Annotated in this window: 13 protein-coding genes and 3 pseudogenes; 14 read left to right on the top strand and 2 right to left on the bottom strand. The window is 35.9% G+C overall.

The features are described from left to right. The first annotated feature begins 114 nt into the window (after positions 1 to 114). From AC21OH_RS04645 to AC21OH_RS04605, 9 genes and pseudogenes are all read left to right on the top strand, one after another. The gene (locus AC21OH_RS04645; protein WP_487371361.1) at positions 115 to 1,164 is read left to right on the top strand and encodes a M15 family metallopeptidase; all 1,050 of its coding nucleotides are present in this window, start codon (positions 115 to 117) and stop codon (positions 1,162 to 1,164) included. 108 nt (positions 1,165 to 1,272) lie between these two features. Further along, complete coding sequence (locus AC21OH_RS04640) at positions 1,273 to 1,977, top strand: hypothetical protein (protein WP_487371360.1); 705 nt, start codon at positions 1,273 to 1,275, stop codon at positions 1,975 to 1,977. Positions 1,978 to 1,986: 9 nt separating this feature from the next. Continuing rightward, entirely contained in the window at positions 1,987 to 3,333 is a 1,347-nt protein-coding gene (tssK, locus tag AC21OH_RS04635; protein ID WP_487371359.1) for a type VI secretion system baseplate subunit TssK, read from the top strand. Between the two features lie 107 nt (positions 3,334 to 3,440). Then, positions 3,441 to 4,253, top strand: a complete 813-nt coding sequence (gene icmH, locus AC21OH_RS04630) for a type IVB secretion system protein IcmH/DotU (RefSeq protein WP_487371358.1) — start codon at positions 3,441 to 3,443, stop codon at positions 4,251 to 4,253. A gap of 54 nt (positions 4,254 to 4,307) precedes the next feature. Next, positions 4,308 to 4,469: pseudogene (locus AC21OH_RS04625) on the top strand (PAAR domain-containing protein); the annotation flags it as partial. 51 nt (positions 4,470 to 4,520) lie between these two features. Continuing rightward, positions 4,521 to 4,739: a hypothetical protein gene (locus AC21OH_RS04620; RefSeq protein ID WP_487371357.1), complete on the top strand. Its 219-nt coding sequence runs from the start codon at positions 4,521 to 4,523 to the stop codon at positions 4,737 to 4,739. Then, on the top strand, positions 4,736 to 5,107 hold the full coding sequence (locus tag AC21OH_RS04615) for a hypothetical protein (protein ID WP_487371356.1): 372 nt from the start codon (positions 4,736 to 4,738) through the stop codon (positions 5,105 to 5,107). The genes AC21OH_RS04620 and AC21OH_RS04615 overlap by 4 nt, the downstream gene beginning before the upstream one ends. A 315-nt stretch (positions 5,108 to 5,422) precedes the next feature. Continuing rightward, the gene (locus tag AC21OH_RS04610) at positions 5,423 to 6,049 is read left to right on the top strand and encodes a hypothetical protein (RefSeq protein WP_487371355.1); all 627 of its coding nucleotides are present in this window, start codon (positions 5,423 to 5,425) and stop codon (positions 6,047 to 6,049) included. A 489-nt stretch (positions 6,050 to 6,538) separates the two neighbouring features. Next, positions 6,539 to 7,168 carry a hypothetical protein gene (locus AC21OH_RS04605; protein WP_487371354.1) on the top strand — a complete coding sequence of 210 codons (630 nt, stop codon included), beginning with the start codon at positions 6,539 to 6,541 and terminating at the stop codon, positions 7,166 to 7,168. 407 nt (positions 7,169 to 7,575) lie between these two features. On the opposite strand, the pseudogene AC21OH_RS04600 reads toward AC21OH_RS04605, so the two are convergent. Further along, a pseudogene (locus AC21OH_RS04600) lies at positions 7,576 to 8,028 on the bottom strand (integrase core domain-containing protein); the annotation flags it as partial. 771 nt (positions 8,029 to 8,799) lie between these two features. Here AC21OH_RS04600 and AC21OH_RS04595 point away from each other — a divergent pair. The 3 genes from AC21OH_RS04595 to AC21OH_RS04585 all read left to right on the top strand — a co-directional run bounded on the left by AC21OH_RS04595 (position 8,800) and on the right by AC21OH_RS04585 (position 10,639). Beyond that, positions 8,800 to 9,075, top strand: a complete 276-nt coding sequence (locus tag AC21OH_RS04595; protein ID WP_487371552.1) for a hypothetical protein — start codon at positions 8,800 to 8,802, stop codon at positions 9,073 to 9,075. Continuing rightward, positions 9,059 to 9,592 carry a peptidase associated/transthyretin-like domain-containing protein gene (locus tag AC21OH_RS04590; RefSeq protein WP_487371553.1) on the top strand — a complete coding sequence of 178 codons (534 nt, stop codon included), beginning with the start codon at positions 9,059 to 9,061 and terminating at the stop codon, positions 9,590 to 9,592. Before AC21OH_RS04595 ends, AC21OH_RS04590 begins: the two co-directional genes overlap by 17 nt. A 477-nt stretch (positions 9,593 to 10,069) precedes the next feature. Further along, on the top strand, positions 10,070 to 10,639 hold the full coding sequence (locus AC21OH_RS04585; RefSeq protein WP_487371554.1) for a peptidase associated/transthyretin-like domain-containing protein: 570 nt from the start codon (positions 10,070 to 10,072) through the stop codon (positions 10,637 to 10,639). 338 nt (positions 10,640 to 10,977) lie between these two features. Here AC21OH_RS04585 and AC21OH_RS04580 read toward each other — a convergent pair whose 3' ends face one another. Next, on the bottom strand, positions 10,978 to 12,792 hold the full coding sequence (locus AC21OH_RS04580) for a choline/carnitine O-acyltransferase (RefSeq protein ID WP_487371555.1): 1,815 nt from the start codon (positions 12,790 to 12,792) through the stop codon (positions 10,978 to 10,980). Between the two features lie 449 nt (positions 12,793 to 13,241). On the opposite strand from AC21OH_RS04580, the pseudogene AC21OH_RS04575 reads away from it, so the two are divergent. Beyond that, a pseudogene (locus AC21OH_RS04575) lies at positions 13,242 to 14,522 on the top strand (type I restriction-modification system subunit M); the annotation flags it as partial. Positions 14,523 to 14,529: 7 nt separating this feature from the next. Then, positions 14,530 to 14,943 (top strand): hypothetical protein, encoded by a 414-nt coding sequence (locus tag AC21OH_RS04570; protein WP_487371556.1) that lies wholly within the window; start codon positions 14,530 to 14,532, stop codon positions 14,941 to 14,943. Positions 14,944 to 15,047: the final 104 nt, after the last annotated feature.

The raw sequence follows: 15,047 nt of genomic DNA, 5'->3' as shown, positions 1-15,047 counted from the left end.
TGGCAATAATAAGGCTTGATTGTTAGATATATGATTTATTTTTATATTACAGTTGTGGCAATATTTTCAATTATAATTATCGTATGGCTTTATGATCCAAAGTTTTATAAGTTAATGTTTCATAAATTAACGTCTCAAAAATTATTTGGTAATAAAAATAAAAAACAACTAAGTTCTGACAAAGTCAAAAACCATGGTTTAATCAAGAAAATTAATCCGTTAAATTTTAAGAGCAATATAAACAAAACCCCTCTTAAATTTAAAGGGTTTAAATATCTTAACGGCTCTTTATTAAGTACCAATATTCATCCTGCATACTTATTATCATTCGTTTTAATAGTTATTACTGCGTTGATCTGCTATTGGGTAATCAGCCACACCTCACTAGATGTCTATCGGCACAGTGCGACGGGGAATAGTGGTTATAATCAACAAGTGAGTCAGCTTTTAGAAGGTGAGCGCTTGAAGCCGCCGCCAGAACCTCCGAAGGCTCTATTTGCTCAATTAGATGCAGAGCTTGAAAGTCTAAAAGCCCAGCAAGTTGATGAAGGGTATTGGAATAGAGCCAATCAAAACATTGGGCTGCAAGGATTAAATAGTTATACGCCTTCAAATGATTTGCTGGTTCGAGGTGATTTCAACACTGCCCCTGTTGATGTAACAACTGCTCCGCCAGAGTTTAAAGGTGAGATGTCATATGATATGCTATCAACGCATTTAAACAGTGGCTATATCAATATAAAAAATGCAGACCGAAATTGGAATAAAATGAACTCAGAGTTCGTCCAACGGCTGCTGGCAGTTTATAAAATAATGAACGATCAGTACGGATATGAGATGGTTCTATTAGAAGGGTATAGAAGCCCTGGCAGGCAAGCGAAGCTACTTGCTAAAGGTCCAAGTGTTACTAAAGCGGGATCTTATAGAAGCTACCATCAGTTTGGTCTTGCTGCGGACAGCGCCTTTATTCGAAATGGCAAAATTGTGATCTCTGAGCGCGACCCTTGGGCAATGAAAGGCTATAGACTATATGGAAAAGTTGCGAAATCTATGGGTCTAACTTGGGGTGGTGATTGGAAGATGATGGATTTAGGGCATGTTCAGTTGACCAAAAAAGGTGTACTTGGACGTCCTGAAATGGCGAGAATACTAACCTCCCAATAACCTATCAAACACATTAGTCTGGATGTTTCCACCATAAAAACACAATGCTTTGTTTTTGCTGTGATTAAAATAGCTGTTATTAAAGTGTATTATAAAAGGATGATGTATATGGCTTTGCATAAGAAAAGAAGCTTTATTGCCCAGTTAAACGAAGCTCAATTAAAATTAATACCTAAAGCGCTTTGCATAGCTAGTATATCTCTACTCGTAGGCTGCGAAACCGTATCAAATAGCGTAGAACCTTTATTAGATAAAGTATCTGTATTCAACAAAGATGATGCCAAAGAAGGTATCAATACTGACGACATTAATGCAGTTCAGAATGATGAAAGCATTAATGAATTAAAAGAGCAGATGAATGCCTTAATCGAACAGCAAAAAGAATTACAAGAAAAACTAGAGCGCCAAAAGGTAACTATAGTCTTTAATCCATCGAAACAGGCTAACGCTGGTAGAGGCAATCAAGCCACTGCAAGCACTGCCTATATTGCTGCATTAGAGAATAAAGATGACTTTGCTGATGTTCAGAGTCTAGCCAGTAAAGAGATAAGTATCATACCGAATAGAGAAGCTCAAACGGTTCTAAATTTGACAGAAGAAACAAAATTTATCGCTGTCAAAATAGATTTAAGATATACCAAAAAACGCTCGCAATTTTTGATACCTATTGAAAGTGTGGATTTCAAAAACCCTTTAACAATATCTATAGGTGGGTGCGATGCGTTCATAACAAAGGGTATAGATCCAGAGATGTCGTCAAGTTATCAAACCAAACTCGAATTTTATCAATCACCATTAGTAAGTTGTCTTTAGGAGATACCCTTGAACAAACAACAAGTATTATGGGGTGAAGGACTGTTTCTAAGACCTCAACATTTCCAGCAACAAGATAATTTCAATAAGCATCAACGATTTGCCATGATGCGTGCTCAGCATCCCTATTTCTACGGTATAGATGATGTAGAAATTGATGTGTCCTTATTGGACAGTAATATATTGAATTTTACCAAAATTTCTAGCATTTTCCCTGATGGTACAATATATCAAGCCCCTGAAGTGGATATGTTACCGCCTTCAGTCTCTTTGAATAATAGTGATGTGGGAGATGAGGTTTACGTATTTCTTAATCTTGAAGTAGTACATGCGGATGGTGGCAATATACAAACTCAATCAAGCGATAATTCTGCAAGATATAAGTCAAAAACCATAGAAGCTTTTGATTTATACACTGAAGCAACAGAATCTATGGTAGATGTCATTAGCCTATCTCCTAAAATTCAACTTAATTCATCCCCTCAGCCTAATACCAATGAAGGCATTGCAGTACTGGTGGCTAAGTTGTTGCGTAATCCTCAAGGAGGCTACCAAGTTGCTGAAGATTATTTGGTGCCAAGCTTGCATATCGCTAGTAATGAATCATTAATTAATCATGTAAATCGGCTGATGACGATGATTAATACTAAAGCCTCGGCTTTGTATGATCATCACCGTCAAACCAATAACAATCTTTTGGAATTTAGATCTTCCGACATTGCTTCTTTTTGGTTGTTACATGCTTTAAATTCAGCATATTCTCAGCTTAGCCATATGTTTAACAATGCTATGTTGCATCCAGAGAGATTGTATGAAGTTCTATTAAATGTGGCCAGTCAATTATGTACCTTTAGCTCTCTTTATAAAGTCAGCGACTTACCAGCTTATAGCCACGATCATACTAACGAATCATTTGATACAGTTATTAGAATGATTCGAGAGCTATTAAATACTGTCATTGCTAGTAACTTTGTATCTATACCTTTAGTACAAACCAAACCTTCATACTATCTTGGTGAGCTTGCGAGTGATAAAATCAATCGTGATTCAAGATTGTATTTGGCGTTAAGTTCGTCCTTACCTATGCATGAACTTATAGAAATTGTACCGAGACGCTTTAAAATTGCGACGCCAGATGGTGTAGAAAAGCGAGTATTGTCCGCGCTCCCTGGTACAACGATTATGCATGTTACTCAAGTACCAAGTGCCATACCTGTGAGACCTGGGTTCACCTACTTCCATATCGAACCATTTGGTGAAGTCTATGATGATATGCTTAAGGCAGAGGCCATATGTATATACGTGCCCAACGGCTTTGATGATTTAAAAATGGAATTAATGGCCATTGTTCAATAAATTTAAGGTACATTTAAAAGCGTTATATACAAAGAATAAGTTATTCATGAAACGGTGAACAACTTACTTAAACATAGTTTACGCAAAAGTTTAATTTAGGAATTAGAATGCCGGATAATAAGTCCACAATTAAAGCACCTTCTTTGTTAGATACCGGTGAGGTGGCATCAAAGGTGTCTTTAGGAACCTTAGACAAACGGATTAAAAGCCAATCTCTAGTCGATATCATGTACGATGGTTTTTATCTTGTTTTTTTATTACGTAATCATTATTACAGCACCAATCCCATTGAGTTTAGACGTCATATTCATGAGTTTCTAAATGAATTCGAAAACTCTGCGCGTAAAAAAGGTTTTTCATCTGAGGACATCCATGAGTCCAAATATGCATATTGTGCATTAATTGATGAAACCATCATGACGGCGCAAGAGCCTGAATTTCAAACTTTAAAGGATAGGTGGGAGATTAACCCTCTACAATTAGAGCTTTTTGGTTCTCAGATCGCGGGTGATGAATTTTTTGAACGCTTAGATAGACTGCGTGAACAAGGGGAGACGCATCTGCCTGCCTTAGAGGTTTACCACTATTGTATGTTATTAGGATTTCAAGGTAGGTATAGGCTTGAAGCACCCGAAAAGATACGCTATTTAATCTCAAGATTGGGCGATGAAATTGAACATCTTAGAGGGAATAAGAACGAGTTTTCACCATTTTGGGCCATACCTGATCAGATTAAACATACGTTAAGTAGTGAAATACCCGCATGGTTGATATTCTTAGTTGTGGGGCTATTACTCGCTATTATGTTTGGATTAATGTCATTTTTATTGAATAGTAATAGACAAGATCAGTTAATGAATTACAACGGTGTCATTCAAGACAATAAAGAACAAGCGCATATTTCGATATTTTTACCATAATCAAACTCTATAATATCCGTTCTCACATAACATGATAGTACTTTAGCCGCTTACATCACTGTTGGTGCGAAGACCAAGCATGTAGGAACCGTTATTTCAGGTTCTCCTCACTCTACCCACAATGGCATACCTATCGCTCGCAAAGGCGATAAAGTTGCCTGTAAAAAGTGTAAAAAAGTTGTCACTATTGTTACCGGCGACTCAACCTTTATTGTAGACGGTCAACCGATTGCTCGTGCAGGTGATGTTACCAGTTGTGGATCAAAATTGATTGCAAATCAGCAGTCATTTGCGTTTTCTGATTTTGATGTTGGTGGGATTGAGCCTTCGGCGACGTTAGTTTTATCTAAGTCAGCAACGAGTGATTTATCCATAAGTTCACCAGAATCAACCGAACTAAGTAGTGAAGTTGACGCTTTTACTACTCGCTTGGGAAGTGATGTTGATGAAATAGCGATTCATTCACCAATTTTAAAGAAAACATGACTGATCTATTTTATGATGGCTGGGATGTTATATGGGGTCCTGATAGTGAAGGTACGTATACTAACTACTATGACAAACTAATAGTTGTTTCAGAATACTTTAAAACCTTTCCTAATATAGCTATGCACGCTTTGACTCATGAAGTAGGACACGCTACTTATGCTAGAGAAATTGATACCACAACTAAGAAAGCTTATGTTAATAGCAAATTAAAAGGCGAAGGCGGTGCTATGACTTATAGTTACATGATCAGAGAAGAAATCTTAAATAATAGTGGTAACGATATTTTAAGTCATGTAGATACCAATGAACTAGCGTCAAAAGATTCGATTTATGATAAGTACGGAGATAATGATCAAGGCTGGTAGAGATGGGAGAGTACTATAGATTTACTAAGACTTCTACAACAGGTGAGACGTATGAAGTTTTTTAATAGCAGGCGTTATGATGAAGGTAATTATTAAGCCACTATTTAGATTAGGTCTTTTATAAACATTATATAACTTTTATATGTTTTATCCTGTTCTCATATTAATAATAATCTTTGTAGGCTAGTGCTTTTAGTCCAACAAATTAAAGCCCATTTGAAATTACTGGGCTAAGGCATAGCCTACGTTATTAGTAGAGAGTGGGGTATGTTTTATTAGTTTATTTTAGGTTTTTATAATAATACAGAGAATTATATGAATGACATAAGCAATAGATTATTAAAAATTATTACTTTAATAATATCTATTATGTCATCATCTGTACTTTATTCATGCTCCTTACTGAGCTTAGAGCCGGTAACTCATGAAATTAAAGTAGTTAACGAGTCAGATTCCAATAAACAAAAGTTACTAAGTACGATCGAATACTTTTCAAATAACTATCCTTACTCGACTCATCAAATAGAATCATTTTATAATAATAATTTTGCATTGGTAAGTGTCGATTCACCAGTATTTCATCACTTTGAAGTTGATCAAACTACAAATTATAGTTTATTTGTAAATCAAATTATTTTTAAAGAAAGTATGACTAATAGTCAAATCCTATCTATTAAACTGATAAACGAATTGTGTATAAGTCGACCTCAATTCAAAGAGGAGTTTCCAAAATTTGTGATGGACCCCAGAGGAAAGCTCCTATATTTTGCAAAGATTCTTGATGAAAAGAATCAGATAGGAAGTTTGGGTTTAGAAGTTAGAATAAACGATGAAAATGATAAACGTTGTATACAAGGGGTCAGTTTCGGTATACCTAAAAAGTTTGATTTAAATAATTTATACATGCCAACTAGCCGAGGTTTAAAAAATAAAACGCCGTAATGAAAACAACGTAGCAATTGGTATAAATAATATTATTAGTGAAGCTTTTTTATGTACGTTTAGGAATATTTTTGTTTATGATAAAGATCATACAATACATATTAATAGCTATATATCGGTGTAAAGTTAATATTAGCTAATATAGCCAGTACAGAATAACCTACTTTTGCACTATTTAAGAATAAGTGGTTGGATTGGGTAGTATGGTTATATTTGTCTTATTTTTTTGACTTCATAAACAGTATGATTTATCTACATTCCTCGAGTAGTTTATCAGTAACACTCTCAGACTTTTAAATAATCCTAGTAAACCAAATACTAGCCTATTTAAGTTAAACATCAAATTTAAAAAGTAAATGAGTGGCTTAATAGTCATAGACAAACAGACTCACGTTACGTCGGTAAACTAATCATTAGGAAGACACGATGCAAAAAATAGTGTCAATAATAACCCTCCCGCTATGTACCTGTTTGGCTATTACATCTTGCATGACTAACGAAGATGTGACACATAATGATCATAAAGTTATTAATCATCATACGACAGAAAGAGATGAGTTAAAATCGTGGTTGAAGCAAAGTTTAAAATCTTCTAAAGGTTTTGAGGATTCAGAAGCGATCTTAAGCCGGTTTATAAATAGTTGGGAAGCGCCTAAAACTGTTGCTAAGAAAAAAGAAAGCTATCAATATTTGCTCAACCTTGAAAAAGAAGGCGATATAGCATTTTCTAAAAATAGCTATGGAACAGCATGGAATCGATACAGTACGGCTTCGGTTTACTATCCATCTCCTAAGTTGCTCGTAAAATCAGGAGATGCTTTGATGTTACAGTATATAAATAACTCAGATAAAATTTGTAAGTGTGATACTAATGACTTGCTCGAAGAGTTCAGAAGAAAAACCATAGAACTAGATTATATAAAGTATAAAGTTCGAGTAAATTATGGACTTGCGCTTCAGCTTGTTTTAGGAGGCTATACTAAAATAGACTATAACGATGAGCAGAAGTTAAGCCAAAATGAGGCACAATCTTTAATGGATAAAATTAGCTGTTTAAATAAGGTCCTAGATTTTGAAGGTAACTTTGCTGACACCGCTATTTTAAAGCAATGTATTTGATATCTGTACCTTTTACAATGACATTTGCGACTTTAAAATCTTTGTAAAAAATTCAATAGCAACCTTATATTTTCTTTAGCCTAACTCTTTAAAGTATCTTAGTTAGTTTGAACTAAGCTAACATATATCCAATATGTCGGAAAATTAAGTATTAGGAATCTTGATTGATGCGAAAACTATTGATTATATCGTTCACTGTAATGGTTATGATTTCTTGCACTTCTGATCATGATTCTTACTCTACATATATAAATAACAAAGCAGAAATTAAAGAATTAAATCAACCAGTAAACTCTGATATCATAGAATCGCCTATAGACAATCATCAGCCACCCAAAATTTACGATAAACCTGAATACATGATGTAATTGAAATACCCCCAAATTTAAAACACCAAATAAGTAGAACTAAGCTGCCATATTAAGTTTCTGAATAGGCGTAAATCCACCATTACCCATATTGGGTCTCTCGTTATTATAGTGATTGAGCCAAACCTCAGCCTTTTGTCTCACTTGATCTAAACTATCAAATAGCACCTGATTAAGCCTATCATAACGCACTGTTTTATTAAACCGCTCTACATAGGTGTTTTGCTGAGGATTACCAGGCTCAATGTATTCGATAACAATACCTTGCTCAGTTGCCCAGTCCTTTAAATCATTGCTGATATATTTAGGGCCATTATCGCATCTTATTTAATTAGGCCTACCACGGCATTCTATAAGTTGATTTAAACTGCGTATAACTCTTTGAGCGATTAATGAGAAGTCGACCTCAATGATCAAAGCTTGACGGTTATAATCATCAATGACATTAAACAATCTAATAGCTCGACCATCGGTTAAAGCATCGTGCATATAGAATTCATATCATCTACAATGATTCATATCGTTTATCCTACTTGAAAGGCTCAGTCATTAATGATTTCGTATTACTAATAAAAGGAAATGGAGTTTTATTACTTAGCGTTATGTAACGCCCTTTATTTTATTAAGCCAATAATAAAAAGCATACTTTTTTGAATGCTATCATTATATAATTATGGTTTTTTGAGTTTTAAGAGATAAATAGTTTCTTTAATATTAACTACGCCACCATTTTATTCGGAAATAATATTATAATTTCTATATGGCTCTTATTCTTTCTTTTGCTTAATATTTTAGTATTTTATAACATTTTAATTTCAATTTAAAAATAATATATCCAAATGTAGAGGTTTAACCTATTTCAAATAGTTGAGGGTACAAGTTTTTCTCCCCAATGATTACTATCCACCGATTAATTTTAATGAGTGAGTAGTGGCTAATTAAAACGATTTCAAAGGGATATTATAGATAGATAAGTTGGAGATTGATTCGATGAAAATACTAAAATTATTAAGTGGACTAATAATTGTAAGTTTAATACCTTTCTATTCAGTTAGCTGTTCTTCAGAATCAATAACCTATATCTATTCTTCACCTATAGTTACTGGTCAAGTGCTAGATAAGACAACTAATAAACCGATTAAAAACGTCTTAATCTCCCAAACAAGTGAGGATGGTACAACGACAGATCATAACGGATATTTTAAATTGCCAGCCTAAAAAGTTACTTATACGTCATCAGATAATGGTTTAGGGCTACAATTAATGAGCGAAGGTGAATTTCTTTTTTATGAAGAAAGCTATAGAAGAAAGTACATTGGAAATTCTATGCTTAGATTTTTAGAAGTAAAATATACTGATGAAGTTCCGTATCATGTTCATTTGGGCAAGATATATTTGGAGCCGATTCCTCAAGGTATATCCATCAACGACGTTGCATATGAAACTGTTGAAAAAATGTCATTTTGCCAAACATACGAATCGCAAAAAGAGGTTAACTGTATGCCATTACCTGACGGGGTTAATGATGCAGCATTATAAAGCCCTATCTTTAATAACCATATTACCTTTATTATTAAGTGCCTGTATAAGCCCTGGCACTACAGAGTATTATGTTACCCCAGCTTTATCAGGCCAGTTATTGGATAAAAACACACAACAGCCTGTTGCTAATGTTAGTATCTATTTAACAGACGAGTTCCAAACCACTTCTAATGCTAGTGGTCAGTTTAACTTACCACCTATGGTAGTCCCGGACGCTATAAATAGTAGACGAGATAAAGAACAGTTGCACAGAATATATCAATTTGCAGACATTATGATTGAAGGAGATGGATATCAACGCCGACTGTTCAATGTAGATGGTATACCTCTGCCTGTATTAGATTTTGATACCAAAACCCCAGTGACTATCGATATGGGCAGCCTATACTTAACCCCATTATCTAAAGGCGAGCATATATATGATAGAGTTTATGAATATGTAGAAACAATGTCTTATTGTTCACCAAATGAATCACAAAAAGAAATTGATTGCATTCCTTTGCCCAAAATATGACTACTGAGCAGGGTTAATTAAGATAAAGAAAATCTTATTAAACTAATTGAATATCGCACCCGTCTGATCATTAAGTTGGTCGTCGACATATTATTGATAAATAGAAATGTCACTATAACTTACTATATACACCCTCTAATACAAAACCAGATATAATTAAAAATGCAAATCATAAATATAATAAAGAACAAGTTTGTACTTTAACTATAATCATAACCTATTATGTATCATATTACTTCAAATCAGAATAGTACTTTGACCGCCTTCATAACTTTTAGTGCTAAGACCAATCATGGAGGAACCGTTATTTCAGGTTCTTATAAATGGTAGTCACAAATTTACCGGTATTGAGTATCATTTAATGAAATACTCTGAGATTAGACCATCTGATTAATACGACAAAGTAGTGGCAAGTGAAGAAGATGTTCTAGGTTTGCTAGCCATATCAAAGCTCAGCATTAAATAGGTTGTAATCTTATGAGAACATTGAGAAATTTAAAAGGTTTAATGATCAGTTCATTTGCTCCACTGTGCCTTTTAAGCTGTGCATCCGGACCAGTTAGTCATTACTATGTTACTCCTATCATTACAGGACAGGTGATAGATAAAGAGACTAATAAACCCTTAAGTAATGTTCTAATTAGTGAAAACAGTATTCATGAAACTAAAACTAATAGCGATGGTTACTTCAAATTAAGTGCTTTTAAGTACTCTTATAGCTCCTCAGATTATGATGTTATAACATTGAATGAGGTATCAGAGGGTGATATCTATATATATAAAGATGGTTATGCTGCTAAAAGTTACTGGAACTTTGGACTTAAAACATCAGAAATCAAACATACTTTAGAAGTTCCATATCACATCCATATAGGTAAAATATATTTAGAACCTTTACCTGAGGGTATAAGTAGCTATGAGGCTGAAAGTAGCTATGAGGTTGAAAGTAGCTATATTGATAAACTAACATACTGTAAGCCAAACGAATCGCAAAAAGAGGTTAACTGTATGCCATTACCTGACGGGGTTAAGGATAAAGCATTATAAAACACCCTCTTTAATAAGTGTAACACCTTTGTAATTTAGTGCCTTTATAACTCCTGGTACTACAGAGTTTTATGTTACCCCAGCTTTATCAGGCCAGTTATTGAATAAAAATACGCATCAACCTGTTGCTAATGTTAGTGTCTATCTTACAGATGAGTTCAAGACCACTTTTAATGCTAGTGGTCAGTTTAACTTACCACCTATGGTAATCCCGGACTATATAAACCGGACGATTTAAATTGTAGACGAGATAAAGAACAGTTTCACACAGTATATTAGTTTGATGACATTATGATTGAAGGTGATTGATGTATGCTAATAATGAATTACGTCTTTAGCTAGCCTGCCAATTTAACTATCTTTTCAATAGCTTCGACGCTGGCTTGACACATAGCATCTAAATACTGACTACTTTGCTTATCACCAAAATAAACAATTTCGTAGTCTTTATCATTTAAGCTATAGTTAACACCAAAGCCGCCTTCCATAACGGGGGCGAATAGAATACGCTTAACGGGTGTTTGGCTACCCATAGATGAGGTAGATAAGAAGTCACCTCCGGTTAAAGTCTTATAACCGGGACTGTTGTAAAACGCTTTGATGCTTTGGTCATTAGTAAGATCGTTGCTTGAATCATCATATATATCAATCATATACTTTAGACCTGATAAATGACGGTCAAAGGCTTGACCCTTTTTGCAAGCAATCACGCGCTGTTTATGTGCAGCCAATGCTTTATCAAGATCATCTGTAGTCGCTTCATTATTTAATAGCGAAGTAGCAAGTTCAATGGCTTCAGCACTATTAGGACGTAAGGCTTCGGTACGTCCTGCCATAAAGTGACTGGTATCAACTGCTTCATAGGTGTTACGGACTTTACCGAATACCTTTAACTGCGCATATAGCATCGCAAATTGCATTAGCGCATCATGACTAACTTTTCGGGTTATGTCTATATAGTCTGCGGTACAAATACGTACGTTTAGTTGATCTGCTTGTGTATAAATATCTGCGATGTCTTGTTTAACGTGCTTTGCAAAGTCGGCATCATATTCCCAATCCATTTGTTCTATATTCATCACACCTTGAGCCAATTCAGTATTGTCTAACTCAACATGTAATGCATAGTTGAACATTTGTAATATGGCCGCACCATCAATTTCGCTGTGCTCAAAGTGGATAGTGAGAAAATCTGAATCTAAATCCATCTGATAGGTGTTGGGCTTATATTGCCAAGCATTGCCCGGTATAAAGGTCTGCTGTTTGATTTGCTGTTCATCATCAACGCCTGAATGATATAAAGAAAAGCAAAATAAGCTATTTTTTAAAGCGTCGTACACCTGTTGATTGTGTGGTTGATCACAAAGCTGATCTAGGTATTTTTGGGCTTTAATACTGTCTAAAGCGCTAATTTCACTAAATCCATAGGCTTGTTGCTTATAGTCGCCTTGCAAAATTGATTTAAGCGCACTTTCAATGGCAGACGTTGAATAGATATGACCATTGCCATCAGTTGCTTGAACGCTGAAATGATGACCCTGCCATAACACACTAATCAAACGATTAGCAGCCTGCTTTGGAGCATAATAGTAATAATCGTAGTTTTTAGCTTGTTTGTCAGATTGTTTGACAGCTTGTAAGTCTACTTGTAAGTCTGCTTGTTGGCTATTGGCGATACGCATGGAGCCTGTCAGCATTCGCCAGTTGTACATAGATATAGGCTGATTGCGTGCATCTACAGGCTGCTCGATATCATCATTGATATAATCTATGTGCAAGCGTAGTAAGCGATGAATAAGGGATGCAGTACGCGCTATACTTTGTTCGGCACCTCGACTTTGATCCTGAGCATTTTGAGCCTTTGTATAGTAAGGGTAGTCTAATTGCAGGCTAGCATTATTGGTTATGGAATGGGTGCGGCCATCGTGCAGATACTCATTAAGCTTAAGATCGGTCAGCCAGCTTTCCCCTTTCTGCGTTTGCAGTTCGGCATAGTCTATTAATCGCTCTTGTAGCTTTGCCCCACCTTGTTGTTTAAACGCTTCAGCAGCTTGTTGAGTTTGCTCAATCTGTTGGGGGTTTAATAATGGTGAGATACCGTCTATAAAGCGTTCAAGGGTCTGCTCTAACGGGGGAATAGGTATGGCTTGCATAAAGTTACCTCTTAAATTATTAAAGACTTGAACCATCTGGGTTTGAATAAATCTTTAGAATTAAACTAGGGGCAGTATTAAGACTTTAAATGATAGGTTTAACTTAGCATATTGTGAGCTTGGCTTTCCATATAGAGTATGAACCAATCACCTATTAAAAATAGGAATTTGATGATTTATATAATTGACATTCGTTTAGCTTCGTAAACTTAAATATACGAGTCAAGTTAAATGAGCTAATTTACATGAACTAAGTTAAACGAACTAATTTACATGAGCTAAGTCATCCCAATGGTTTAATTTGACATTTATTAAAAGAATGGACAAATAACCCTCATAAACCTAAACTTACTTATCAACGCATCCAGTTATTTATTTATTTAACTATAAAATTATACAATTATTTAAAGAGTCCTATATCAATTTCTAGCGCTGGAATTTCAAAATCTATCACGTCAACCAATCTAGCCGCCTTTATCTGGTCGGTTGCCGACCTATTGCGGGGCGACTTCAAACAGTCGCAGTATGGTCGAATTATTTTGCCATTTACCTTATTGCGCCGCTTGGAGTGTGTTTTACAAGACACCAAAGACGCTGTTTTGGCTGAGTCAAAGCGTTTGCAACAGTTGCCAGAGGAGCAGAAGCCACAAACAGAGGTTGCTGAAACTAAATATTTATTGCGTAAGACCAATGGCTTAGCGTTCTACAACACCTCATCGTTAACACTGGCAACCATGGGGCAAAGCGATATCGAAGCCAATTTAAGTCACTATATTCAGTCATTCTCAAAAGATGCGCGTGAGATATTTGCCCACTTTAAATTTGAAGAGTTTGTCGGGCAATTAAACGATGCCAACTTATTGTATAAAGTGGTGCAGAAGTTTATGAACATCGATTTAAGCCCTGATGCTGTTTCTAACCATGAGATGGGCTTGGTATTTGAGGAGTTAATCCGCCGCTTTGCAGAAAGCTCGAATGAGACCGCAGGGGAGCACTTTACCCCGCGTGATATTGTCCGCTTAACCACGTCGTTGGTATTTATGGAAGACGACGCCGCACTAGGCAAAGAGGGTATTATTCGTACCATTTATGACCCCACCGCAGGTACAGGCGGCTTTTTATCGTCTGGTATGGAATATGTACTCGAGTTAAACCCAAATGCGGTGATGCGTGCCTTTGGGCAAGAGTTAAACCCTGAGTCCTACGCCATTTGTAAAGGCGATATGCTGATTAAAGGTCAAGAAGTGAGCCGTATTAAGCTGGATAATACCTTGTCTGATGATCAGTTGGCGGGTAAACAGTTTGACTATATGTTGTCTAATCCGCCGTTTGGGGAGGATTGAAAAAGGATAGCTGGCGAGATTAAAGATGAGCATGCACAAAAAGGCTATGACGGTCGTTTTGGACCCGGCGTGCCACGGGTGTCGGATGGATCGCTACTGTTCTTATTGCATCTAATCAGTAAGATGCGATCCCCATCAGGTTCGGATGACAGTCATCAGGGCAGTCGTATCGGTATTATCTTAATTGGGTCTCCCTTATTTACAGGTGGGGCAGGTAGCGGTGAGAGTGAAATACGACGTTATATTTTGGAGTCAGATTTATTAGAAGCCATTGTCGCACTGCCCACCGATATGTTCTACAACACCGGTATTGCCACCTATATTTGGATATTAACCAATCATAAAACCGCCGAGCGCAAAGGTAAGGTACAGCTTATCGACGGCACTATACCGTGTGTCTAAACTCAAACAGCAGGACTTAAAGCTACAGGAGCACTCTGAGGACTATAAGCTAGATCCTGCCGGCGGACTGGGGACAGCGACACCTAAGGACAAAAAAGAAGATTATCTGTCAGAGATTATTCGTCAGCTTAATCATATTTTTGCAGGGGAGGGGTTTACCGAAGATGATATGGTGAACTTCCATAAAACTATTTGGGATAAGATTAACGAAAATGAAATAGTCGTAAAGCAATTTGAAAATAATACCACCGATCAGATTATGTTAGGCACTTATCCAACTGCCGCCGAAGATGCGCTTTTTGACGCTGAAGCCTCATTTAGAGGGATGACTAACCATTTACTCTCAAACCCTGATAAGTTTAATCGCTTTCTTCGGTTGATGCTTGATATGAAGCTAAGTGCTTAGCATATACTAAAAGCTTGATTACATATATTCAAACTATTTTGGGTGTTTTATACGATAGTATGCTTTATCAAAGAAATTCTTAAACTTGCTATATTCACGACCTG

The organism is Psychrobacter sp. CX10 (assembly GCF_057621575.2).
The sequence above is the reverse complement of the archived record's forward strand: the minus strand, read 5'-3'. Positions and strand labels throughout refer to the sequence as shown.